Below are 23,023 nucleotides of genomic sequence, written 5' to 3'. Positions count from 1 at the left end.
CCGACGGTGAGTCTGAAAGCCGGGTCGCCCGTTAAGGCAAAGTTTACCGGATTTTCAACGCAGCGCAGAGAAAAGCACGCTGGTCTGGTCACAACAGCAGCAAAGCATTACAATACGCGCCCTGCATTCCGTTCTGCATTGAGTAATGGCAAGTCGATGAATAAAAAACTGCACATCAAAACCTGGGGCTGTCAGATGAATGAATACGATTCATCGAAGATGGCCGATCTGCTGGAGAGTACGCACGGCTACACGCTGACAGAGGTAGCCGAAGAGGCGGACATTCTGCTGCTGAATACCTGCTCTATTCGCGAAAAAGCCCAGGAAAAGGTTTTCCATCAGCTTGGCCGCTGGCGCACGCTGAAAGAGCAAAACCCCGAGCTGATTATCGGCGTGGGCGGCTGCGTCGCGTCGCAGGAAGGAGACCACATTCGTCAGCGCGCCAGCTACGTCGATATCGTATTCGGCCCGCAAACGCTGCACCGCCTGCCGGAAATGATCAACACCGTGCGCGGTTCCAAAAGTCCGGTGGTGGACATCAGCTTCCCGGAGATTGAAAAATTTGATCGCCTGCCGGAACCACGTGCAGATGGCCCGACGGCGTTTGTCTCGATTATGGAAGGCTGCAACAAATACTGCACCTTCTGCGTTGTGCCTTATACGCGCGGCGAGGAAGTCAGCCGCCCCTGCGATGATGTGCTGTTTGAAATCGCGCAGCTGGCCGCGCAGGGCGTACGCGAAGTAAATCTGCTGGGGCAAAACGTTAACGCCTACCGTGGCGCTACCTTTGACGACAAAGTTTGCAGCTTTGCCGAACTTCTGAGGCTGGTTGCCGCTATCGACGGCATTGACCGCATTCGCTTTACCACCAGCCACCCTATCGAGTTCACCGACGATATTATTGAAGTCTATCGCGATACCCCAGAGCTGGTGAGCTTCCTGCACCTGCCGGTACAGAGCGGCGCCGACCGTATTCTGACGCTGATGAAACGTGCTCATACCGCACTGGAGTACAAATCGATTATCCGCAAGCTGCGCAACGCGCGCCCGGATATTCAGATCAGTTCTGATTTCATCATCGGTTTCCCTGGCGAAACCCATACTGATTTCGAACAGACGATGAAGCTGATAGCCGACGTCAATTTTGATATGAGCTTCAGCTTTATTTACTCAGCGCGTCCGGGGACGCCAGCGGCAGACCTGCCGGATGACGTAACGGAAGAAGAGAAAAAACAGCGCCTCTACATTCTGCAGGATCGTATCAGCCAGCAGGCAATGGCCTGGAGCCGCCGCATGCTGGGCAGCATTCAGCGCATTCTGGTGGAAGGCACCTCGCGTAAGAACGTAATGGAGCTGTCGGGACGTACAGAAAATAACCGCGTGGTCAATTTCGAAGGCTCACCGGCGATGATCGGCAAATTCGTTGATGTCGAAATCGTTGACGTGTATCCCAACTCGTTACGCGGCATCGTGGTACGCACTGAAGACCAGATGGGACTGCGCGTTTCTGAAACGCCGGCTTCCGTTATCGCGCGTACCCGCAAAGAAAATGAGCTGGGCGTAGGAACTTATCAGCCCTGACTCGCTGCGGCGGCGGAAACATTCCGCCGCCGATCGCTCTGTTTCCCCCTTGTAAACGCCCGTCCCAACCCAAATAATTATTTTGTAGCTTGCACAGTGCTGCGAGGGCATAAATAATTTGTCATAACTGTAACCTGACAACGCCGGCAAGCGCTGTTGAAACACGCAACTGGCCCTGAGCGACCCAAAGGATTAGTTTGATAACCGAAACACGTGAAATTACCTTAGAACCTGCTGATAACCATCGCCTGCTTAGCCTGTGCGGCCCGTTTGACGACAATATCAAACAGCTTGAGCGCCGACTGGGCATTGAGATAAATCGTCGCGATAATGCCTTTAAACTGACAGGCCGTATGCTGTGCGTTGATGCGGCGATGGATATCCTGAAGACGCTTTATGTTGATACCGCGCCGGTGCGCGGCAATATCCCGGACATTGACCCCGAACAGATCCATCTGGCGATAAAAGAGAGCCGGGTGCTGGAGCAAACGGCGGAAAGCGTGCCGGTATATGGCAAAGCCGTCAACATTAAAACCAAGCGGGGAGTGATTAAGCCGCGCACGCCCAATCAGGCGCAGTATATTGCCAATATTCTTGACCACGATATCAGCTTTGGCGTCGGCCCGGCCGGTACCGGGAAAACCTATCTGGCCGTTGCCGCCGCGGTAGATGCGCTGGAGCGCCAGGAAATTCGTCGTATTTTGCTGACGCGTCCGGCGGTTGAAGCCGGTGAGAAACTCGGCTTCCTGCCGGGCGACCTCAGCCAGAAGGTTGACCCGTATCTGCGCCCGCTCTACGACGCGCTGTTTGAGATGCTGGGCTTTGAACGCGTGGAAAAACTGATTGAGCGCAACGTCATTGAAGTGGCGCCGCTGGCCTACATGCGTGGTCGAACGCTGAATGATGCCTTTATTATTCTTGATGAAAGCCAGAACACCACCATTGAACAGATGAAAATGTTCCTGACGCGCATCGGCTTTAACTCGAAGGCGGTCATTACCGGTGACATTACGCAGATTGACTTACCGCGTAACCTCAAATCCGGGCTGCGCCACGCCATTGAAGTACTGGCTGAAGTGGAAGAGATCAGCTTTAACTTCTTTCACAGCGAGGACGTGGTACGTCACCCGGTGGTCGCCCGTATCGTGACGGCCTATGAAAGCTGGGAAGACGCTGACCAGAAGCGGCGCGACGCAGCAGCGGCCGAGCGCAAACGTGAAGCGCTGCAAGCCGCAGCGCCACAGCAGGATAGCCAATGAGCAACGTCATTCTCGATCTACAAATTGCCTGCGAATCGCCGGCAGGCTTACCGCCAGAAGCGGATTTTCAGCGTTGGCTTGACGCCGTACTACCGCGCTTTCAGGCAGAAAGCGAGGTAACCGTGCGACTGGTGGACGTTGCGGAAAGCCAGGACCTTAATCTTACCTGGCGCGGCAAAGATAAACCCACCAACGTGCTATCGTTTCCCTTCGAAGCGCCGTCGGGCATCGAACTGCCGCTGCTGGGAGACCTGGTTATTTGCCGTCAGGTGGTGGAGCAGGAAGCCGCCGAACAGCAAAAGCAGCTGCTGGCTCACTGGGCGCATATGGTGATCCACGGCAGCCTGCACCTGCTTGGCTATGATCACATTGATGACGACGAAGCCGAAGAGATGGAGTCGCTTGAGACCGAGATAATGCTTGCTCTCGGCTATGCTGACCCGTACATTTCGGAAAAAGAATAACGTTTAGGCACGCCCGGTCACACTGCCGTCTTGTGTCCAGGTTACAACGTAGAACCGCTCCCATCCGGTGCAATTACGATAGCAAGGGGGAAGCGGCATTTAATTCTCATCTGTCCGCCCGGCGGACAGCCCTATTTCATATAAGAGTGAAAGACAAAAAAACGCCATGAGCGATGACCATTCTCAGAATAGCGACAGCCCCAATAGTAAAAAGGGCTTCTTTGCCCTTATTCTTAATCAGCTGTTTCACGGCGAGCCGAAAAACCGTGATGAGCTGCTGGAACTGATCCGAGATTCCGAGCAAAAAGAACTGATCGATCCCGACACCCGCGATATGCTGGAAGGGGTGATGGATGTAGCCGAACAGCGCGTTCGCGACATTATGATCCCCCGCTCCCAGATGATTACCCTTAAGCGCAACCAAACCCTGGATGAATGCCTGAACGTTATTATTGAATCGGCCCATTCACGCTTTCCGGTAATCAGCGAAGATCGCGATCATGTGGAAGGCATTCTGATGGCGAAAGATCTGCTACCTTTCATGAGCAGCGAGTCAGAGCCTTTCAGCATTGAGAAAGTGTTACGTAACGCGGTGGTGGTGCCAGAAAGCAAGCGCGTCGATCGCATGCTAAAAGAGTTCCGCTCGCAGCGCTACCATATGGCCATCGTTATTGATGAATTTGGCGGCGTTTCCGGCCTGGTGACCATTGAAGATATTCTGGAGCTGATCGTCGGAGAAATTGAAGACGAATACGATGACGAAGAAGATCGCGATATCCGCCAGTTGAGCCGTCATACCTTCACAGTACGGGCGCTTACCTCGATTGAAGACTTTAACGAAATTTTCCAGACCGACTTCAGCGATGAAGAGGTTGATACCATCGGCGGTTTAGTGATGCAGGGCTTCGGCCACCTCCCCTCACGTGGAGAAAGCATTGTTATTGATGGTTACCAGTTTAAAGTTGCGATGGCCGACAGCCGCCGCATTATTCAGGTCCATGTCCGCATACCGGAAAACGCTCCATTACCTACGCTGGATGAATAAAACATTCCCATGAACATGGCTACTCTGCTTCAGCGTCAGCGGATCCGTCTGCTGCTGGCGCTTTTAACCGGCGCCTGCGGCACCCTGTCTTTTTCACCCTATAACCTCTGGCCAGCGGCGCTGATTTCGCTAATGGGTCTGCTGGGGTTAACCCTTTCGCGCCGCCCGGCGCAGGCGGCGGCCATAGGCTTTGCCTGGGGGCTTGGCCTGTTTGGCAGCGGCATTCACTGGGTTTACGTCAGCATTGCCACCTTCGGTGGTATGCCCGGCCCCATTAACGTCGCCCTGGTGGTATTGCTGGCGGCCTATCTGTCACTGTATCCAATGCTGTTTGCCGGCGTACTCAGCCGGTTTTTTGCGCAAACGACTCTGGTTCGTCTGGCGCTCGCTGCGCCGGCGCTGTGGCAAATCAGCGAGTTTTTACGCGGCTGGGTGCTGACCGGCTTTCCCTGGCTACAGTTTGGCTACAGCCAGATTAACGGTCCGCTAAAAGGCATCGCGCCGCTGCTCGGCGTGGAAGGCATTACGTTCCTGCTGATGATAATCAGCGGCCTCGCGGTTTATGCCGTGGTTAAGCGCAGCTGGCGCTCATCCGCCGCGGCGCTGGCGCTGCTGGTACTGCCCTGGCCTCTGCGCTCGGTTGCCTGGTACCAGGCTGAACCCGATCGGGCGGTGAACGTTGCGCTGGTTCAGGGCAATATTCCCCAGTCGTTAAAATGGGATCCCAACCAGCTGCGCAACACCCTCGAAATTTACAGCAGCCTGACGCGCCCGCTGTTAGGAAAAGATCCGATTATCATCTGGCCTGAGTCGGCCATTCCCGATCTGGAAAGTAATCAGCAGCCGTTTTTGATCTCCGCAGATAAAGCACTACGTGATGCCGGCAGTTCTCTGGTCACCGGCATCGTCGACTCAAGGCTGGAAAACAATCACTACCACGATTACAACTCGATTATCGTGTTGGGTAATAAAACCCCGTACAGCTATCAGAGCAGCGATCGCTATCAGAAGAATCATCTGGTGCCGTTCGGCGAGTTCGTTCCGCTGGAATCGCTGCTGCGCCCGCTGGCGCCGTTCTTCAACTTGCCGATGTCCGGCTTCAGTCGTGGCCCTTACCGCCAACCACAGCTGAAAGTAGACGGCTATAACCTGACCGCCGCTATCTGCTATGAAATCGTTCTTGGCGAACACGTACGCGATAATTTCCGCCCGGATACCAACTTCCTGCTGACGATTTCCAACGATGCGTGGTTCGGCCATTCCATCGGCCCCTGGCAGCATTTCCAGATGGCGAGGATGCGCGCGCTTGAGCTGGGTCGTCCGCTGCTGCGCGGCACCAATAACGGCGTGACCGGCGTTATCAACGCCGATGGCAGCGTAGCCAGCACCCTGCCGCAGTTTACCCGCCAGGTACTGCAAGCCCGGGTAACGCCAACCAGCGGCCTGACCCCCTATGCCCGCACAGGTAATCTGACCATCTGGTTGATTACTCTGGCCACCGGCATCGCCGCCGCGTTTATCGGCTGGCGCCGCCGCTGAGTCGCTGACGGCTGGTGCGCTGACAACGCACCAGCCACCAGCCACCAGCCACCAGCCACCAGCCACCAGCCACCAGCCACCAGCCACCAGAATATTATTTCACCCGCGCCGCTGTCTGCATCAACAACTCGCTGATAACACAACGCTAAAAAACATATTGGCATGTGTATTGCAAAGTATTTCCGCGCAATGGCTGGCAGGCAGATGAGCCTGCCGCCAGGCGGCAGCACCGCACCATTATGAGGCGAATAATGCGCCAGCAAAGCGCATAACAGGGAGCAGCGCCTCAATTTGGTGCGGCACGCTTCGCAAAAAAGAAACTTTTATGTTTCCCGCTGTTAACATTCAGCTATTTTAAGGGAGGGTTAACCTCCTCAGACAGCAATACTTCGGACAATAAACACAACATCAGACGCTTTTAAAATTAATTGGCGTCAAACCTTGTTAAGGAGCTGGAAATGCAGATGCGTAAACTGGCGCTCTCTCTTATGTTGCTCGGTGTAGCAACGACGGCAGCCCAGGCGGAAGACCTGACGGGCACGCTGAAGAAAATTAATGACAGCGGCGTGATTGTCGTCGGTCATCGTGAATCTTCCGTCCCCTTTTCTTATTACAATAACCAGCAAAAAGTAGTGGGTTATTCACAGGAATACTCCAACGCTATCGTCGAAGCAGTTAAGGCAAAGCTCAACAAGCCCAATCTGCAGGTAAAAATGCTGCCCATCACCTCACAGAACCGTATTCCGCTGCTGCAAAACGGGACTTACGATGTTGAGTGTGGCTCCACGACCAACAACCTGGAGCGCCAGAAACAGGCCGCTTTCTCTGACACCATTTTTGTTATCGGCACCCGTTTGCTGGTTAAGAAAGACGGCCCAATCAAAGATTTTGCCGATCTGAAGGGCAAAACCGTGGTTGTCACTTCCGGCACCACCTCGGAAATTCTGCTGAACAAGCTTAATGACGAGAAGAAAATGGGTATGCGTATCATCAGCACCAAAGATCACGGCGACTCGTTCCGCACCCTGGAAAGCGGGCGTGCTGTGGCCTTTATGATGGATGACGCGCTGCTGGCCGGCGAACGTGCAAAAGCTAAAAAACCCGATCAGTGGGATATCGTAGGGACGCCGCAGTCGAAAGAAGCTTACGGCTGCATGCTGCGTAAAGACGATCCGGCATTCAAAACGCTGGTTGACGATACCATCGCTAAAGCCCAGACCTCTGGTCAGGCAGAGAAGTGGTTCGACACCTGGTTTAAACAGCCTATTCCGCCGAAAAACCTGAATATGAACTTTGAATTGTCGGAAGATATGAAGAACACCTTCAAGTCACCGAACGACAAGGCACTGAACTAATAATGACGATAAGGGCAGCCTGCTGCCCTGCGATTGTTGACAACAGGCTCGGACAGACAGCGTCAGCCGGCGTCGTTCCCTCTGGCTGACATACGCAGAAGCCTCGCATCAATCTTAGGGTAGCTTCGCTACCCTTTTTTCAACGGAGTACGTATGTCCATAGACTGGAACTGGGGTATCTTTCTGCAACAGGCCCCGTTCGGCAATACCACCTATCTCGGCTGGCTGTGGGCAGGTTTCCAGACCACCGTGGAAGTTTCGCTGTGCGCCTGGATCATTGCTTTTCTGGTTGGTTCACTATTCGGTATTTTACGTACCGTTCCTAATCGCTGGTTATCCTCTATTGGTACCTGCTACGTCGAGCTATTTCGCAACGTACCGCTGATTGTCCAGTTCTTTATCTGGTATCTGGTGGTGCCTGAACTGCTGCCGGAATCTATCGGCACCTGGTTTAAACAGGATCTGGACCCAAACATTCAGTTTTTTGTTTCCTCCGTATTTTGTCTCGGCCTGTTTACCGCAGCCCGCGTCTGCGAACAGGTGCGCGCCGCGATCCAGTCGCTGCCGCGCGGCCAGCAAAACGCGGGGCTGGCAATGGGACTGACCCTGCCGCAGACTTACCGCCACGTGCTGCTGCCCAATGCTTACCGCGTCATCGTGCCGCCGATGACCTCGGAAATGCTTAACCTGGTAAAAAACTCATCCGTCGCCTCCACCATCGGACTGGTCGATATGGCGGCCCAGGCCGGCAAGCTGCTCGATTATTCCGCGCACGCTTATGAATCTTTTACTGCCATTACCCTTGCCTATATCGCCATTAACCTGGTGATCATGCTGATCATGATGGTCGTTGAACGCAAAGTCCGTCTGCCCGGCAGCATGGGAGGTAAATAATGTACGAATTTGACTGGAGTACCATTGTTCCTAACCTGCCCTGGCTGCTGGCCGGGATGGTAGTGACGCTGAAAATCACCGTTACCGCGGTAATTTTTGGCATTATCTGGGGCACGCTGCTGGCGGTAATGCGCCTGTCCGGCTTCCTGCCATTGCGCTGGTTTGCCAAGCTCTACGTTAACCTGTTCCGCTCCGTTCCGCTGGTGATGGTGCTGCTATGGTTTTACCTTGTAGTGCCAAGCTTTCTGCAACAGGTGCTGGGCTTATCGCCTAAGAGCGATATCCGCCTGATCTCCGCCATGGTGGCGTTCTCGCTATTTGAAGCCGCTTACTACTCGGAAATTATTCGCGCGGGGATTCAGAGTATCGCCCGCGGTCAGTCCAATGCAGCGCTGGCGCTGGGGATGACCTATGGTCAGTCGATGCGGCTGATTATCTTACCCCAGGCGTTTCGCGCAATGGTGCCGCTGCTGCTTACCCAGGGTATCGTGCTGTTCCAGGATACCTCGCTGGTTTATGTTTTGAGCCTCGCCGACTTCTTCCGCACCGCCGATACCATTGGCGTTAACAGCGGCACGGAAATTGAAATGGTGCTGTTTGCCGGCGCGGTTTATTTTGTGATAAGCCTCAGCGCTTCACTGCTGGTCAGCTACTTAAAGAAAAAAAGGACAGTTTAAATGATTACCCTGAAAAATATTTCAAAGTGGTATGGTCACTTTCAGGTGCTGACCGATTGCTCGACGGAAGTCAAAAAAGGCGAAGTGGTGGTGGTTTGCGGCCCTTCAGGCTCAGGTAAATCCACGCTAATTAAAACCGTAAACGGCCTTGAGCCCGTGCAGCAAGGCAGCATCATGGTCAACGACACCGAGGTAACCAGCAAAAAAACCAACCTCGCCAGGCTGCGCTCACATGTTGGCATGGTATTTCAACATTTTGAGCTATTTCCGCACCTGACCATTATCGACAATCTGGTGCTGGCGCAGGTGAAAGTGCTAAAACGCGGCAAAGCTGAGGCCCGCCAGAAGGGATTAAAGTTGCTTGAGCGCGTCGGCCTGTCGGCCCATGCCAATAAGCACCCCGGTCAGCTTTCCGGCGGCCAGCAACAGCGTGTAGCAATCGCGCGAGCGCTTTGTATGGATCCGGTCGCCATGCTGTTTGATGAACCCACCTCCGCCCTCGACCCGGAGATGATTAACGAAGTGCTGGACGTGATGGTCGAACTGGCAAACGAAGGCATGACCATGATGGTGGTGACTCACGAAATGGGTTTTGCCCGCAAAGTTGCCAACCGCGTAATCTTTATGGATGAAGGCAAGATCATCGAAGATGCCAATAAAGACGATTTTTTCTCGAATCCGCAATCTGAACGCGCCCGGGATTTTCTCGCCAAAATACTGCACTGATTGTCCCTCCAGGCCGCGATGCGGCCTGTTAACATCCCATTTTTTGCCCTTGAATCACGCTGAGTTTACCCGCAACCTGAATTTTGCATCCAGGCGTGAACAAGGAGAAACGCGATGGCTCTACCCCTGATTTTTGATTGCGACCCGGGCATTGATGATGCTATCGCGCTGGCGATGGCGCTAAGGGCGCCGCAGTTTCATTTACTGGCAATCACCACCTCTGCCGGCAATCAGACGCCGGATAAAACGCTGCACAATGCGCTGAGCCTGTGTACCCTGATGGGCAGAACGGATATTCCGGTGGCGGGCGGCGCGCTGAAGCCATTAATGCATCCACTGGTGATCGCCGAAGAGGTACACGGCGCCACCGGACTTGGCACCACCACGCTGCCGCCTGTCACCTGCCAACCGGCGGCAGAAAATGCCGTGGCGCTTATCGCCCGCCTGTTGCAGGAATCCGCCGAACCGGTAACCCTGGCGGTGACCGGCCCGATGACCAATATTGCGCTGCTACTCAGCAGCTGGCCGCATCTCAAAAGTCGAATTGCCCGCATCGTCTTTATGGGCGGCGCGATCCACGGCGGCAACGTCACGCCGGTTGCCGAATTTAATATTTACGTCGACCCGGAAGCGGCAGAGATCGTATTGCAGTCGGGCGTTCCGCTGGTAATGGCTGGCCTTAACGTAACGCATCAGGCGCTGGTTATGCCCGAGGAAGTCAGTCTGGTGCGGGCACTGAATAATCCGGTTGCCCGCGCGGTAGCCGAAATGCTCGATTTTTATATGCCGGTTTATCGCAAGCACCCTCGCGGGTTACAGGGCGCGGCAATGCACGATCCCGCGGTGGTCGCCTGGCTGCTGCAGCCAGAATTATTTCTCAGTGAAAAACGCTGGGTTGGCGTTGAAACGCAGGGGCGCTATACCCGAGGAATGACGGTGATGGACCCGTTCGGCCAGAATGGAATGGCGCCAAACGTTGAGATACTGACGCAAATTAACCGCGCAGGATTTATTGAACTGCTGCTCGACTGCCTGCGGCGCTATTAATTGTCAGGCAAAGCGCTAAGAAGCGGGCTTCTGAACAATCGGAAGCCCGCCAGGTCGGTCAGGGAGTGAACGGCTGGCGCTGAAACTTATCATGCCCGCACTCCGGACAGCGTGACAGCGTTTCCGGGGTGTATATTTCGCGGGTAAAATGGCAATTCTCACACACCAGTTTTCCCAGCCCGACCACTTCACCGCTGTGATAAACGCCGTGATGGTTGAGATCTTCAAACACGTCGCGCCACTCCAGCTGGCTGCGGTCGGTAATATCTGCCAGTTCTTTCCACAGGCTCTGACGAATCACGCGCATAAAAACGCTATCGCTGAACTCCTCTGACAGGTTTTCCTCATAACTACGGGCAAACTCACCAAGATCGCGGCGCAGCGCCTGCAGCACCTGCCCGCGCTCATGGGGCTGAAGCTCCGGACGCTTATCAAGCTCGTGGCTGGCATGGTCCATCAGGGTATCAATATTACGCTCGCCCTGATGCAGACGCTCAGTCAGTCTGGCCAGCAACTCACGGTAGGCATGGGCAACTTTGCTCATCGCACTCTCCTTTTTGTTATCCTCAGCTTAAGTTTAGAGAATTTCAGGATTTTCGTCGTACCGCTACGCAGAAAATCCCCTCCATTGTAGGGAATCATGATTAATGGCGGCTCAACAGCGCTTAGCTGTTGTTGCGCCGGTTGCTTATCGGCTATGCTATGCGGATTTCCAAACACTATCGCGTAGTGGCAGTTTTGGCTAACTGCACGCTTCACAAAGGAACACAGCCCGTCATGCAAGAGCAATTCCGTCCGGAAGAGATTGAATCCCAGGTTCAGCAGCACTGGGAAAAAAAGCAAACGTTTAAAGTCACGGAAGACGAAGGCAAAGAAAAATATTACTGCCTGTCAATGCTGCCCTATCCTTCCGGCCGCCTGCACATGGGGCACGTGCGTAACTACACCATTGGCGATGTCATTTCGCGCTATCAGCGACTGCAGGGTAAAAACGTCTTGCAGCCCATCGGCTGGGACGCCTTCGGCCTGCCGGCGGAAGGTGCGGCGGTAAAAAACAATACCGCGCCGGCGCCCTGGACCTATGACAATATCGAATACATGAAAACCCAGCTCAAGCTGCTGGGTTTTGGCTACGACTGGAGTCGCGAACTGGCAACCTGCCAGCCAGAATACTATCGCTGGGAGCAGTGGTTTTTTGCCCGCCTGTACGAAAAAGGCCTGGTTTATAAAAAAACCTCCGCAGTGAACTGGTGCCCGAACGATCAAACGGTGTTGGCGAATGAACAGGTTATTGACGGCTGCTGCTGGCGCTGTGACACCAAGGTTGAGCGTAAAGAGATCCCGCAGTGGTTCGTTAAAATCACCGACTATGCCGATGAACTTTTAAACGATCTTGATAAGCTGGAAGACTGGCCGGAAACGGTTAAGACCATGCAGCGTAACTGGATCGGCCGTTCCGAAGGGGTTGAAATCACCTTCGACGTGGTGGACAGCGCAGAAAAAATCACCGTTTATACTACCCGTCCGGATACCTTCGTCGGCGCCACCTACGTAGCGGTGGCTTCCGGCCATCCGCTGGCAACTCAGGCCAGCGTGAACAATCCGGCGCTGGCTGATTTTATCGCCGAATGCCGTAACACCAAGGTCGCGGAAGCCGATATGGCGACCATGGAGAAAAAAGGCATGGCCACCGGCCTGTTTGCCCTGCACCCGCTGACCGGTGAAAAAATCCCCGTCTGGGTGGCTAACTTCGTACTGATGGAATACGGCACCGGCGCGGTGATGGCCGTGCCGGCCCACGACCAACGCGACTGGGAGTTTGCCAGCAAATATAATCTGTCGATTAAGCCTGTCATTCTGAATCTCGACGGCAGTGAACCGGATATCACCAGCGCGGCGATGACCGAGAAAGGTAAGCTGTTTAACTCCGGAGAGTTTAGCGGTCTCGATCACCAGGCCGGCTTTAACGCCATTGCCGATAAGCTGGCAGCGATGGGCGTGGGTGAACGTAAAGTTAATTACCGCCTGCGCGACTGGGGTGTATCCCGTCAGCGCTACTGGGGCGCGCCGATCCCAATGGTGACGCTGGAAGACGGCACCGTAATGCCTGCCCCGGATGACCAACTGCCGGTATTACTGCCGGAAGATGTGGTGATGGACGGTATAACCAGCCCGATAAAAGCCGATCCTGAGTGGGCGAAAACCACCGTTAACGGTCAGCCAGCGCTGCGCGAAACCGACACGTTCGATACCTTTATGGAATCCTCCTGGTATTACGCGCGCTATACCTGTCCGGATTATGATAAGGGGATGCTGGACCCGGCGGCGGCCAACTACTGGCTACCGGTTGACCAGTATGTCGGCGGTATTGAACATGCCATCATGCATCTGATGTATTTCCGCTTCTATCACAAACTGCTGCGCGACGCGGGCCTGGTGAACTCAGATGAACCGGCAAAACGCCTGCTCTGTCAGGGTATGGTGCTGGCCGACGCCTTTTATTACACCGGGGTAAATGGTGAGCGCAATTGGGTGTCGCCGGTTGATGTCAGCATCGATCGTGATGAAAAGGGCCGGATTACGCGTGCGGTTGATAGCCAGGGCCATGAGCTGGTTTACGCTGGCATGAGCAAAATGTCCAAGTCGAAAAACAACGGCATTGACCCGCAGGTGATGGTTGAACGTTACGGCGCCGATACCGTGCGTCTGTTTATGATGTTCGCCTCGCCGGCGGAAATGACTCTGGAATGGCAGGAGTCCGGCGTCGAAGGCGCCAACCGGTTCCTGAAACGCGTCTGGAAGCTGGCTTATGAGCACGTAGCGCAGGGCCCGACCGTAGCGCTGGATATTGCGGCACTTGATGATAACCAGAAAGCGCTGCGGCGCGATCTGCATAAAACCATCGCCAAAGTTAGCGATGATATTGGCCGTCGTCAGACGTTCAATACCGCCATCGCCGCGATTATGGAACTGATGAACAAACTTATCCGCGCGCCTCAGGAAAGCAATCAGGACCGTGCGCTGATTCATGAAGCGCTGCTGGCGGTGGTGCCAATGCTTTATCCCTTTACCCCGCACACCAGCTTTGTGCTGTGGCAGGCGTTGGGCGGCACCGGCGATGTCGATAATGCCAGCTGGCCACAGGCCGATGAGCAGGCGATGGTAGAAGACTCGCTGCTGGTCGTTGTTCAGGTTAACGGCAAAGTACGCGGAAAAATTATCGTTCCTGCGGATGCAACGCAGGAGCAGGTTCAGGCTCGCGCCGCGCAGGAACATCTGGTGGCGAAATATCTGGATGGCGTCACCATTCGTAAAGTGATTTACGTACCGGGCAAACTGTTGAATCTGGTCGTGGGTTGATGTCAGGAGGAACTGTGCGACACCCTATCGTAACGCTCATGCTCGCTCTGGCGGTGATGCTCACCGCCGGCTGCGGCTTTCGTTTGCACGGCACCACTGCGGTGCCTCACGAGTTGAAAACGCTGATTGTTGACAGCAGCGATCCCTATGGCCCGCTGGCCCGCGCCGTGCGCACCCAGCTGCGTCTTAACGACGTGACCATTGTCGAAGACAGCGCGAATATCCGCAAAGATCTGCCGTCTCTGCGCCTGGGAGGGGAAACCTTCGGACGCGATACGGCATCGGTATTCCAGGACGGTAAAGCGGCCGAATACCAGATGGTAATGCGCGTTACGGCGCAGGTTCTGGTACCTAACAAAGGTATTTTCCCGATCTCAGTAACGGTGTTCCGTTCCTTCTTCGATAACCCGCTGGCCGCGTTGGCGAAAGATTCCGAGCAGACCATCATTATCGACGAAATGCGCACCCAAGCCGCCGATCAGCTGGTGCGTAAACTGCTGGCGGTCCACGCCGCAGAGGACGACATCAAACCCACGCCTCCCACGCCGCCGGCGGTCAAAAACCCACGGGCGACCACCGGACCAGGTTCGCTGGGTAAATGATCAGGATTTATCCTGAACAGCTAAGGGCGCAGCTCCAGGAGGGGCTGCGCCCCTGTTATATCCTCAGCGGCAATGAACCGCTTCTGCTGCAGGAAAGCCAGGATGCAATACGCAAGCAGGCGCAGCAAAACCAGTTTACCGAACACCATTCCACCGCGATTGATGCACACACCGACTGGGATGCATTATTCGCCAGCTGTCGCGAGCTGAGCCTGTTCGCCAACCGCCAGACGCTGACGCTGATGCTGGCGGAAAATGGTCCCAATGCCGCCATTGCGGAGCGACTGGTAACCCTGAACGGCCTGTTGCATGATGATATTCTGCTCATTTTGCGCTGCCCGAAGCTCACCAAAGCGCAGGAGAACAGCGCCTGGTATAAGGCGCTAAGCGCCCAGGCGGTCGTGGTGCCCTGCCAGACACCGGAGCAGGCCCATCTACCGCGCTGGGTCAGCGCCCGGGCAAAACAGCTGAATCTGCAGCTTGATGACGTCTCAATTCAACTCCTTTGCTACTGCTATGAAGGCAACCTGCTGGCTCTGTCGCAGGCGCTCGAACGACTTGGGTTGTTGTGGCCGGAAGGCAAGCTGACGCTGCCGCGTGTAGAAGCGGCAGTCAATGATGCTTCACACTTTACTCCCTTTCACTGGGTGGATGCGCTGCTGGCAGGAAAAAGCAAGCGCGCACTGCATATCCTGCACCAGCTACAGCAGGAAGAAAGCGAACCGGTGATTATGTTACGCACCTTGCAGCGCGATTTAATGACGCTGCTGCTGTTGCAGCGTCAGATGAAAACCGTGGCGCTGCGCACCCTGCTGGATCAACATCGCGTCTGGCAAAATCGTCGACCGCTGTTTACCGAGGCGCTGCAGCGCCTCAGCGCTAGCCGGCTGCGGCTGGCGATCGGCCAGCTGACGCGCATTGAGCTAATAATAAAACAGGACTATGGTCAGTCAGTCTGGCGCGAGCTGGAAACGCTGACGCTGATGCTGTGCCATCCCGGATTCCCCGAGGAGCTCGTCCATGCCTGATAGCCATGCGCTTTATGCGCTGCTCGGCGGTACCTTTGATCCGATACATTTTGGCCATCTAAAACCGGCGGAGACGCTGGCACAGCAGGTCGGTTTGCAGAAAGTGACCCTGATGCCGAACAACGTGCCGCCCCATCGCCCGCAGCCGGAAGCCAGCGCATCACAGCGCCTGGCAATGGTCCGACTAGCTATTGATCAACATCCGTTGTTTGATATTGATGAGCGCGAACTGCGCCGCGATGCGCCCTCATACACCATCGACACGCTGCAAGCGCTGCGCTCGGAACGGGGCGAACGCCAGCCGCTGGCGTTTATAATCGGCCAGGATTCGCTGCTAACCCTGCCGGGTTGGCACGGCGGCTACAGCCTGCTTGATTACTGCCATCTGCTGGTATGCCAGCGGCCAGGCTATAATCAGCAGATGAAAACCACGGAAGATCGGCGCTGGTTGCAGCAGCACCTGGTAAGCGATCCGGCGCGTCTCCACCAGCAGCCCTCCGGCTGTATCTTTCTTGCCCGGACGCCGCTCATTGATATTTCCGCTACTGAAATTCGCCAGCGTCGCCATCAGGGACAATCCTGTGACGACCTGCTGCCAGCGCAGGTTTCGGCGTTTATGGATCGTGAGGGGTTGTATCGCGATCTTCACGGGGCGTGATATACTGCGCCGCTAAATTTTTCATCGATTCTGGTAACCAGCAGGCCGCCGGCGTATTCCACTTAGTTCAAATCCCAAGGGGGAACCTTTTGCAAGGTCAAGCACTCCAAGAGTTCGTCATTGATAAAATTGATGATCTTAAAGGTCAGGATATTGTATCCGTAGACGTTCAGGGCAAATCCAGCATTACCGATTGTATGATTATCTGCACCGGCACCTCTACCCGCCACGTGATGTCCATTGCCGACCATGTGGTGCAGGCATCCCGCGAAGCCGGCTTGATGCCGCTGGGCGTGGAAGGTAAAAACGTCGCGGACTGGATAGTGGTCGATCTTGGTGACGTGATTGTGCACGTAATGCAGGAAGAAAGCCGCCAAATGTATGAACTGGAAAAGCTCTGGAGCTAACAGGTGAAGTTGCAGTTGGTTGCCGTTGGCACCAGGATGCCAGACTGGGTGCAAAGTGGTTTTATGGAATACTTGCGCCGTTTTCCCAAAGATATGCCGCTGGAGCTGCTGGAAATACCGGCGGGCAAGCGTGGCAAAAATGCCGATATTAAACGCATTCTCGAAAAAGAAGGCGAACAAATGTTGGCGGCCGCAGGCAAAGGCAATCGGATTGTCAGCCTGGATATCCCGGGTCAACCCTGGGAAACGCCGCAGCTGGCAGCACAGCTTGAGCGCTGGAAGCAGGATGGCCGCGATGTCAGCTTACTGATTGGCGGACCGGAGGGTCTGGCGCCCGCTTGTAAGGCAGCCGCAGAGCAGAGCTGGTCGCTTTCAGCCCTGACGCTGCCTCATCCGCTGGTACGCGTGCTTGTTGCTGAAAGCCTTTACCGTGCATGGAGCATTACGGCAAATCATCCTTATCATCGCGAATAACCGGGCTGACCACACTGCGGATGAAATTACAACGCAACTCCTTTCGTGACTATACTGCCGAGCAATCTCTGTTTGTCCGGCGCGCACTTATTGCGCTTTTCGTTATCCTGCTGCTGTCCGGCATTCTGGTCGTTAACCTCTATCATCTACAGATTCAGAGCTACGCAACCTACAGTACCCGCTCGAATGAGAACCGGATCAAGCTGGTGCCGGTCGCGCCCAGCAGGGGTATTATCTATGACCGCAACGGCATCCCGCTGGCGCTTAACCGCACTATTTACCAGCTGGAGCTGATCCCGGAAAAAGTCGACAATCTGCAAGACACGATTAACGCCCTACACCCGATTGTCGATTTGACCGATGAAGATATTGATAACTTTCAGAAAGAGCGCAAGCGTTCGCGGCGCTTTACCTCGATTGCGCTAAAAACCAGCCTCAATGAAGTGCAGGTCGCCCGCTTTGCCGTTAACCAATACCGCTTTCCAGGCGTCGAGGTTAAGGGCTATCAGCGCCGCTATTATCCCTACGCATCGGCATTAACTCACGTGCTTGGCTATGTCTCTAAAATCAACGATCGCGACGTGAAATCCCTTGATGAACAGGGAAAACTGGCTAACTATGCGGCAACGCGTGACATCGGTAAGCTTGGCATCGAACGCTACTATGAAGACACCCTGCACGGTAAAACCGGGTATGAAGAGGTTGAGGTTAACAATCGCGGTCGGGTGATACGTCAGTTGCACGAACAGTCGCCTCAGGCCGGCCGCGATATCTACCTGACTATCGACCTCAAGCTGCAGCAATATATTGAAACTCTGCTGACGGGCAGCCGCGCGGCCGTTGTGGTCACCGATCCACGCAGCGGCGACGTGCTGGCGATGGTTTCCACCCCCAGCTATGACCCGAATCTGTTCGTTGACGGCATTTCCAGTAAGGAATACAGCCGGCTACTTAACGATGAAAACCACCCGCTGATAAACCGGGCAACCCAGGGCGTCTATCCGCCGGCGTCAACGGTCAAACCTTATGTTGCGGTCTCGGCGCTGAGCGCCGGGGTAATTAATCGCAACACCTCGCTGTTTGACCCGGGATGGTGGCAGCTCCCCGGCTCCGAAAAGCGCTATCGTGACTGGAAAAAATGGGGCCATGGTCGGCTAAACGTGACCAAGGCGCTGGAAGAATCCGCCGATACCTTTTTCTATCAGGTTGCTTATGACATGGGAATCGACCGCCTTGGCCAGTGGCTGGGTAAATTCGGCTATGGTCATCTGAGCGGTATCGATCTGGCGGAGGAACGGGCCGGCAATATGCCCACGCGCGACTGGAAAATGAAGCGCTTTAAAAAACCCTGGTATCAAGGCGATACCATTCCCGTCGGCATTGGCCAAGGCTACTGGACCGCGACCCCGGTGCAGATGAACAAGGCGCTGATGATTCTGATTAATGACGGCGTCATTAAAGTGCCACATCTGATGATGAGCACCAGTCTCAACGGCCAGAAAGAGAACTTTACCCAACCGCCTTCCACCCCGATAGGCGATGTACATTCCGGCTACTGGGAAATAGCCAAAGACGGCATGTACGGCGTGGCAAACCGGCCAAACGGCACCGCCCATAAAAGCTTCGCCGATGCACCGTATAAAATTGCGGCTAAGTCAGGAACCGCGCAGGTATTTGGTCTGAAAGAGAACGAAACCTACAACGCGCATAAAATTGCCGAACGCCTGCGTGACCACAAGCTGATGACCGCCTTTGCGCCTTATGATAAGCCGCGTGTCGCCGTCACGATTATCCTGGAAAACGGTGGCGCCGGTCCGGCTGTCGGTACCGTTATGCGCCAGATCCTCGATCATATAATGCTTGGGGATAACAATACTAACCTGCCAGACGCCGCGCCGACGCCGCCTGGCTACGAAGGCGAATAAACGCGATGAATGACAGCTCCCAGAAAAAATCGCTGTGGATGCGTATCCACCTCGATCCAATCTTTCTGATAATTGTAACCGCGTTGTTGGTTTACAGCGCCTTCGTGATCTGGAGTGCCAGCGGCCAGGACCCCGGCATGATGGAGCGAAAAATTGGCCAGATTGGCATCGGTCTGGCCATGATGGTGGTACTGGCGCAGGTTCCTCCACGAATTTACGAAGGCTGGGCGCCTTACCTGTACATTTTTTGTATGATCCTGCTGATTGCCGTCGACGCTTTTGGCCATATCAGTAAAGGGGCGCAGCGCTGGCTTGACCTCGGAGTGGTACGCTTCCAGCCGTCTGAAATCGCGAAAATTGCCGTACCGCTGATGGTCGCGCGCTTTATCAATCGCGACGTCTGCCCGCCGACGCTGAAAAATACCGCTCTGGCCCTGGCACTGACTTTTTTACCCACCCTGCTGGTAGCCGCTCAGCCCGATCTGGGGACCGCGATTCTGATCGCCGCCTCCGGCCTGTTCGTGCTGTTTTTATCCGGCATGAGCTGGAAATTAATCGGCGTGGCGCTGCTACTGATCGCCGCCTTTATTCCGATACTCTGGTTCTTTCTGATGCATGACTATCAGCGCGATCGCGTGATGATGCTGCTGAATCCTGAAAGCGATCCGCTCGGTGCGGGTTACCATATTATCCAGTCAAAAATAGCGATTGGATCTGGCGGCCTGCGCGGTAAGGGCTGGCTGCACGGCACCCAGTCGCAGCTGGAGTTCTTGCCTGAGCGACACACCGACTTTATATTTGCGGTACTGGCCGAGGAACTGGGACTGGTTGGCGTGCTGGTGCTGCTCGGACTCTATCTGATGCTGATTATTCGCGGCCTGATCATCGCCGCCAGAGCGCAGACGACCTTCGGGCGGGTCATGGCTGGCGGCTTAATGCTGATTCTTTTTGTTTATGTATTCGTTAATATTGGCATGGTCAGCGGCATTCTACCCGTGGTCGGCGTACCGCTGCCGCTGGTGAGCTATGGTGGCTCCGCACTGATTGTTTTAATGGCCGGCTTTGGTATTGTGATGTCGATACATACCCACCGAAAACTTTTATCAAAAAGCGTATAACAAATAAGAGGACTCTGGCATGCGTAAGGATTGGCTTTGGATTAGCCTGGCAGCGGTGCTGCTGGCAGCCTGTAGCACCGAAGAACAGCAGCAGACTGCGCCACCACCGCAGCAGGTCTACAATGGCCCGGTCGTTGATATTCCAGGCGCAGAGCCGAAATATGAGCCGGTCAATCCGTCCACTAATCAGGACTATACGATTAACGGCAAGACCTATCACATTATACGCAAACCGGATAACTACAGTGAAACGGGGCTGGCGACCTGGTACGGCGATGAAGCCAGCGGCAATCGCACCGCCACCGGCGAAACCTTTGATCCCGACGCCTTTACCGCCGCGCACCCGACGCTGCCGCTGCCGAGCTATGTGCGCGTGACTAACCTGGCAAATGACCGTCAGATCGTGGTACGCGTAAACGATCGCGGCCCCTATACCGCCGGGCGGATTATCGATCTCTCCGAGGCGGCGGCCAACCGCCTGAATATCTCCGGAAATACCCGCGTACGGGTCGACTTTATTAAAGTGGTGCCTGACGGCACCCTGTCCGGCCCCGGCACGATTGGCACGCGCGTCATTAAGCAAAGCTTCGCTCTGCCCCCGCGTCCGGAAATCGGCGCTGGCATGGCGGCTCCGCAAGCGGACAGCCAAAACAATGACGCCGCAACCAGCCAGCCGGCAATGCAGCCCGCAGCGGCCCCTGCGGTAGAAAACGATGCCAACGCCGCCGCGTCCCCGGCGCACAGCAGCGGGCTACTCGGTGCGCCGCAGCCACTGCGAGCCGGCGTGCTTGAGGGCAGCGAGTCGGCTGCCGCCGTTGCCACCCCGGCCGCCGCTGCAGCGACTGCGCCAGCGCCGGTCCCGGCGGCAACGTCCTCGCAGAGCGCCAGCGGTAACTATGTGGTACAGGTTGGCGCCGTGAGCGACCCGGCCCGTGCCCGGGAATGGATGCAAAATCTAAGTAAACGCTTCGGCGTCCCCGGCAAAGTGAGCCACCAGGGCAATGTTTATCGGGTGCATCTGGGCGGTTTCAGCTCACGTCAGCAGGCGGCAGCCCTTCAGCAGCGCCTGCTACAGCAAGCAAATCAGCAGTCGTTTGTTACCGTGGCGCCCGCCGGTTCATAATTGCTCACTAACAGGTTGTTTTTTGTCACATCCTGACACCACTGTTCCGTAAATACGGATGCCTGGCACGGTGGCTTTTGTTATAGTAAGTCACTTTTTTTAACCTTTTGCCATGGATGTTGTAGTCCTTAACATGAACATGCTGAACTCTTCCCGCTTTTTCAAACGCCTGACGATGAGTACTCTCGTTGCGCTTAGCCTCTCTGCCGTCGCTCACGCTGACGAGGTCAATATTAAGACCATGATCCCCGGCGTACCGGATATCGACGCAGAAGCGTATATTCTGATTGATTACAACTCAGGCAAAGTACTGGCAGAAAAAAATGCGGATGCCCGCCGCGACCCTGCCAGCCTGACCAAAATGATGACCAGCTATGTCATCGGCCAGGCGGTGAAAGCCGGTAAAATCCATCAGGAAGATATCGTCACCGTGGGTAAAGATGCCTGGGCGACCGGAAACCCGGTATTTAAAGGCTCTTCGCTGATGTTTCTCAAGCCTGGCGATCGCGTGCCGGTTTCGCAGCTGACGCGCGGTATCGTGCTGCAATCGGGTAATGATGCCTGTGTTGCCATGGCCGACTACGTTGCCGGCAGCCAGGACGCTTTTGTCGGCCTGATGAATAATTACGTTAAAGCGCTCGGACTGCAAAACACGCACTTTCAGACCGTTCACGGCCTTGATGCCGAAGGGCAGTTCAGCTCAGCCCGTGATATGGCGCTGATCGGCCAGGCGCTGATCCGCGATGTACCTGATGAATACGCGGTATATAAAGAGAAAGAGTTTACCTTTAATAATATCCGCCAGATGAACCGCAACGGTCTGCTGTGGGATAGCAGCCTGAGTGTGGATGGCATCAAAACCGGCCATACCGCCGCTGCGGGCTATAATCTGGTGGCATCGGCGACCGAAGGTCAGATGCGGTTGATTTCCGCGGTGCTCGGCGGTCATACCTACAAAGGCCGCGAAACCGAAAGTAAAAAACTGCTGACATGGGGCTTTCGCTTCTTCGAAACCGTCGCGCCGCTGAAGGCGGGCAAAGAGTTTGCCTCTGAGCCAGTCTGGTTTGGCCGCAGCGATCGCGCCCAGCTCGGCGTGGACAAAGATGTTTACCTGACAATCCCGCGCGGACGCATGAAAGATCTCAAGGCCAGCTACACGCTGAGCAATACCGAACTGCATGCGCCGCTGGCAAAAAATCAGGTGGTCGGCACCATCAATTTTCAGCTTGACGGCAAAACCATTGAACAGCGCCCGCTGGTAGTGCTCAGCGAAGTGCAGGAAGGCGGTTTCTTCGGTCGCATCATCGACTATATTAAGCTGATGTTCCATCATTGGTTCGGTTAACCGCCGCCGTTATTGGTGAACAACGCTTGATAACCAGCGTCCGCGTTCCCATATTAATGCTATAAGTACACTCCCGCTGCCGCGGGAGCGTTTGTTTTTTGCGTCGCCGGAGTCTTTATGAAAACCAAGCTGAATGAACTACTCGAATTCCCCTGCCCTTTTACCTATAAAGTGATGGGACTGGCGCACCCTGAGCTGGTTGACCAGGTAATAGAGGTTGTTCAACGCCATGCGCCTGGCGATTACAGCCCGCAGGTAAAACCCAGCAGCAAGGGAAACTATCACTCCGTTTCAATCACCATCAATGCCACGCATATTGAGCAGGTGGAAACGCTCTATGAAGAGCTTGGCAATATCGAAATTGTCAGAATGGTGCTGTGACCATCCGTAACCCCG

The 23,023-nt window shown here is 55.1% G+C and carries 22 protein-coding genes; 21 read left to right on the top strand and 1 reads right to left on the bottom strand.

Going from position 1 to position 23,023, the window contains the following annotated elements; genetic code table 11:
• Window positions 1-156: 156 nt before the first annotated feature.
• The 10 genes from miaB to rihA all read left to right on the top strand — a co-directional run bounded on the left by miaB (window position 157) and on the right by rihA (window position 10,587).
• A complete protein-coding gene (gene miaB / locus BTJ39_RS17120; RefSeq protein ID WP_078003905.1) occupies window positions 157-1,581 on the top strand; it encodes a tRNA (N6-isopentenyl adenosine(37)-C2)-methylthiotransferase MiaB in 1,425 nt (474 codons plus the stop codon).
• A 197-nt stretch (window positions 1,582-1,778) separates the two neighbouring features.
• On the top strand, window positions 1,779-2,840 hold the full coding sequence (locus BTJ39_RS17115; RefSeq protein ID WP_078003904.1) for a PhoH family protein: 1,062 nt from the start codon (window positions 1,779-1,781) through the stop codon (window positions 2,838-2,840).
• On the top strand, window positions 2,837-3,304 hold the full coding sequence (gene ybeY / locus BTJ39_RS17110) for an rRNA maturation RNase YbeY (protein WP_078003903.1): 468 nt from the start codon (window positions 2,837-2,839) through the stop codon (window positions 3,302-3,304). The genes BTJ39_RS17115 and ybeY overlap by 4 nt, the downstream gene beginning before the upstream one ends.
• A gap of 166 nt (window positions 3,305-3,470) precedes the next feature.
• On the top strand, window positions 3,471-4,349 hold the full coding sequence (gene corC, locus BTJ39_RS17105; protein ID WP_078003902.1) for a CNNM family magnesium/cobalt transport protein CorC: 879 nt from the start codon (window positions 3,471-3,473) through the stop codon (window positions 4,347-4,349).
• Window positions 4,350-4,358: 9 nt separating this feature from the next.
• Window positions 4,359-5,888, top strand: coding sequence for an apolipoprotein N-acyltransferase (gene lnt / locus BTJ39_RS17100; RefSeq protein WP_078003901.1), 1,530 nt, complete (start codon window positions 4,359-4,361; stop codon window positions 5,886-5,888).
• Window positions 5,889-6,346: 458 nt separating this feature from the next.
• Complete coding sequence (locus BTJ39_RS17090) at window positions 6,347-7,243, top strand: amino acid ABC transporter substrate-binding protein (RefSeq protein ID WP_078003899.1); 897 nt, start codon at window positions 6,347-6,349, stop codon at window positions 7,241-7,243.
• Between the two features lie 153 nt (window positions 7,244-7,396).
• A complete protein-coding gene (locus BTJ39_RS17085; protein WP_078003898.1) occupies window positions 7,397-8,137 on the top strand; it encodes an amino acid ABC transporter permease in 741 nt (246 codons plus the stop codon).
• Entirely contained in the window at window positions 8,137-8,814 is a 678-nt protein-coding gene (gltK, locus tag BTJ39_RS24365; protein WP_096777750.1) for a glutamate/aspartate ABC transporter permease GltK, read from the top strand. The genes BTJ39_RS17085 and gltK overlap by 1 nt, the downstream gene beginning before the upstream one ends.
• Window positions 8,815-9,540, top strand: a complete 726-nt coding sequence (locus tag BTJ39_RS24360) for an amino acid ABC transporter ATP-binding protein (protein ID WP_096777749.1) — start codon at window positions 8,815-8,817, stop codon at window positions 9,538-9,540. It begins immediately after the preceding gene.
• Window positions 9,541-9,654: 114 nt separating this feature from the next.
• The gene (gene rihA, locus BTJ39_RS17075; protein WP_078003897.1) at window positions 9,655-10,587 is read left to right on the top strand and encodes a pyrimidine-specific ribonucleoside hydrolase RihA; all 933 of its coding nucleotides are present in this window, start codon (window positions 9,655-9,657) and stop codon (window positions 10,585-10,587) included.
• 58 nt (window positions 10,588-10,645) lie between these two features.
• Here the strand turns inward: rihA and BTJ39_RS17070 are convergent, their stop codons facing one another.
• Window positions 10,646-11,131, bottom strand: coding sequence for a zinc ribbon-containing protein (locus BTJ39_RS17070; RefSeq protein WP_078003896.1), 486 nt, complete (start codon window positions 11,129-11,131; stop codon window positions 10,646-10,648).
• A gap of 233 nt (window positions 11,132-11,364) precedes the next feature.
• Between BTJ39_RS17070 and leuS the strand changes: the two genes are divergently transcribed.
• The 11 genes from leuS to ybeD all read left to right on the top strand — a co-directional run bounded on the left by leuS (window position 11,365) and on the right by ybeD (window position 23,008).
• A complete protein-coding gene (leuS, locus tag BTJ39_RS17060; protein WP_078003894.1) occupies window positions 11,365-13,947 on the top strand; it encodes a leucine--tRNA ligase in 2,583 nt (860 codons plus the stop codon).
• A 14-nt stretch (window positions 13,948-13,961) separates the two neighbouring features.
• Window positions 13,962-14,549 (top strand): LPS assembly lipoprotein LptE, encoded by a 588-nt coding sequence (gene lptE / locus BTJ39_RS17055; protein ID WP_078003893.1) that lies wholly within the window; start codon window positions 13,962-13,964, stop codon window positions 14,547-14,549.
• Window positions 14,546-15,577: a DNA polymerase III subunit delta gene (holA, locus tag BTJ39_RS17050; protein WP_078003892.1), complete on the top strand. Its 1,032-nt coding sequence runs from the start codon at window positions 14,546-14,548 to the stop codon at window positions 15,575-15,577. The genes lptE and holA overlap by 4 nt, the downstream gene beginning before the upstream one ends.
• Complete coding sequence (nadD, locus tag BTJ39_RS17045; RefSeq protein WP_078003891.1) at window positions 15,570-16,235, top strand: nicotinate-nucleotide adenylyltransferase; 666 nt, start codon at window positions 15,570-15,572, stop codon at window positions 16,233-16,235. The genes holA and nadD overlap by 8 nt, the downstream gene beginning before the upstream one ends.
• 89 nt (window positions 16,236-16,324) lie before the next feature.
• Window positions 16,325-16,642, top strand: coding sequence for a ribosome silencing factor (gene rsfS / locus BTJ39_RS17040; protein ID WP_078003890.1), 318 nt, complete (start codon window positions 16,325-16,327; stop codon window positions 16,640-16,642).
• Between the two features lie 3 nt (window positions 16,643-16,645).
• Complete coding sequence (rlmH, locus tag BTJ39_RS17035) at window positions 16,646-17,116, top strand: 23S rRNA (pseudouridine(1915)-N(3))-methyltransferase RlmH (RefSeq protein ID WP_078003889.1); 471 nt, start codon at window positions 16,646-16,648, stop codon at window positions 17,114-17,116.
• Between the two features lie 20 nt (window positions 17,117-17,136).
• Window positions 17,137-19,041, top strand: a complete 1,905-nt coding sequence (mrdA, locus tag BTJ39_RS17030; RefSeq protein WP_078003888.1) for a peptidoglycan DD-transpeptidase MrdA — start codon at window positions 17,137-17,139, stop codon at window positions 19,039-19,041.
• A gap of 5 nt (window positions 19,042-19,046) precedes the next feature.
• Window positions 19,047-20,159, top strand: a complete 1,113-nt coding sequence (gene mrdB / locus BTJ39_RS17025; protein ID WP_078003887.1) for a peptidoglycan glycosyltransferase MrdB — start codon at window positions 19,047-19,049, stop codon at window positions 20,157-20,159.
• Between the two features lie 19 nt (window positions 20,160-20,178).
• On the top strand, window positions 20,179-21,282 hold the full coding sequence (gene rlpA, locus BTJ39_RS17020) for an endolytic peptidoglycan transglycosylase RlpA (RefSeq protein ID WP_078003886.1): 1,104 nt from the start codon (window positions 20,179-20,181) through the stop codon (window positions 21,280-21,282).
• 133 nt (window positions 21,283-21,415) lie between these two features.
• Entirely contained in the window at window positions 21,416-22,627 is a 1,212-nt protein-coding gene (gene dacA, locus BTJ39_RS17015; protein WP_078003885.1) for a D-alanyl-D-alanine carboxypeptidase DacA, read from the top strand.
• 117 nt (window positions 22,628-22,744) lie between these two features.
• Window positions 22,745-23,008 (top strand): DUF493 family protein YbeD, encoded by a 264-nt coding sequence (gene ybeD, locus BTJ39_RS17010; protein WP_078003884.1) that lies wholly within the window; start codon window positions 22,745-22,747, stop codon window positions 23,006-23,008.
• Window positions 23,009-23,023 lie beyond the last annotated feature (15 nt).

Source organism: Izhakiella australiensis, assembly GCF_002006995.1.
Taxonomy (GTDB): domain Bacteria; phylum Pseudomonadota; class Gammaproteobacteria; order Enterobacterales; family Enterobacteriaceae; genus Izhakiella; species Izhakiella australiensis.
This window is presented reverse-complemented; position numbering and strand designations above follow the sequence as displayed.

Excerpts from the sequence above, each read along its gene's own strand:
- miaB (WP_078003905.1), top strand. The coding sequence starts at position 157 with ATGAATAAAAAACTGCACATCAAAACCTGGGGCTGTCAGATGAATGAA.
- ybeY (WP_078003903.1), top strand. The coding sequence starts at position 2,837 with ATGAGCAACGTCATTCTCGATCTACAAATTGCCTGCGAATCGCCGGCA.
- corC (WP_078003902.1), top strand. The coding sequence starts at position 3,471 with ATGAGCGATGACCATTCTCAGAATAGCGACAGCCCCAATAGTAAAAAG.
- lnt (WP_078003901.1), top strand. The coding sequence starts at position 4,359 with ATGAACATGGCTACTCTGCTTCAGCGTCAGCGGATCCGTCTGCTGCTG.
- BTJ39_RS17090 (WP_078003899.1), top strand. The coding sequence starts at position 6,347 with ATGCAGATGCGTAAACTGGCGCTCTCTCTTATGTTGCTCGGTGTAGCA.
- BTJ39_RS17085 (WP_078003898.1), top strand. The coding sequence starts at position 7,397 with ATGTCCATAGACTGGAACTGGGGTATCTTTCTGCAACAGGCCCCGTTC.
- gltK (WP_096777750.1), top strand. The coding sequence starts at position 8,137 with ATGTACGAATTTGACTGGAGTACCATTGTTCCTAACCTGCCCTGGCTG.
- BTJ39_RS24360 (WP_096777749.1), top strand. The coding sequence starts at position 8,815 with ATGATTACCCTGAAAAATATTTCAAAGTGGTATGGTCACTTTCAGGTG.
- rihA (WP_078003897.1), top strand. The coding sequence starts at position 9,655 with ATGGCTCTACCCCTGATTTTTGATTGCGACCCGGGCATTGATGATGCT.
- BTJ39_RS17070 (WP_078003896.1), bottom strand. The coding sequence starts at position 11,131 with ATGAGCAAAGTTGCCCATGCCTACCGTGAGTTGCTGGCCAGACTGACT.
- leuS (WP_078003894.1), top strand. The coding sequence starts at position 11,365 with ATGCAAGAGCAATTCCGTCCGGAAGAGATTGAATCCCAGGTTCAGCAG.
- holA (WP_078003892.1), top strand. The coding sequence starts at position 14,546 with ATGATCAGGATTTATCCTGAACAGCTAAGGGCGCAGCTCCAGGAGGGG.
- nadD (WP_078003891.1), top strand. The coding sequence starts at position 15,570 with ATGCCTGATAGCCATGCGCTTTATGCGCTGCTCGGCGGTACCTTTGAT.
- mrdA (WP_078003888.1), top strand. The coding sequence starts at position 17,137 with ATGAAATTACAACGCAACTCCTTTCGTGACTATACTGCCGAGCAATCT.
- mrdB (WP_078003887.1), top strand. The coding sequence starts at position 19,047 with ATGAATGACAGCTCCCAGAAAAAATCGCTGTGGATGCGTATCCACCTC.
- rlpA (WP_078003886.1), top strand. The coding sequence starts at position 20,179 with ATGCGTAAGGATTGGCTTTGGATTAGCCTGGCAGCGGTGCTGCTGGCA.
- dacA (WP_078003885.1), top strand. The coding sequence starts at position 21,416 with ATGAACATGCTGAACTCTTCCCGCTTTTTCAAACGCCTGACGATGAGT.
- ybeD (WP_078003884.1), top strand. The coding sequence starts at position 22,745 with ATGAAAACCAAGCTGAATGAACTACTCGAATTCCCCTGCCCTTTTACC.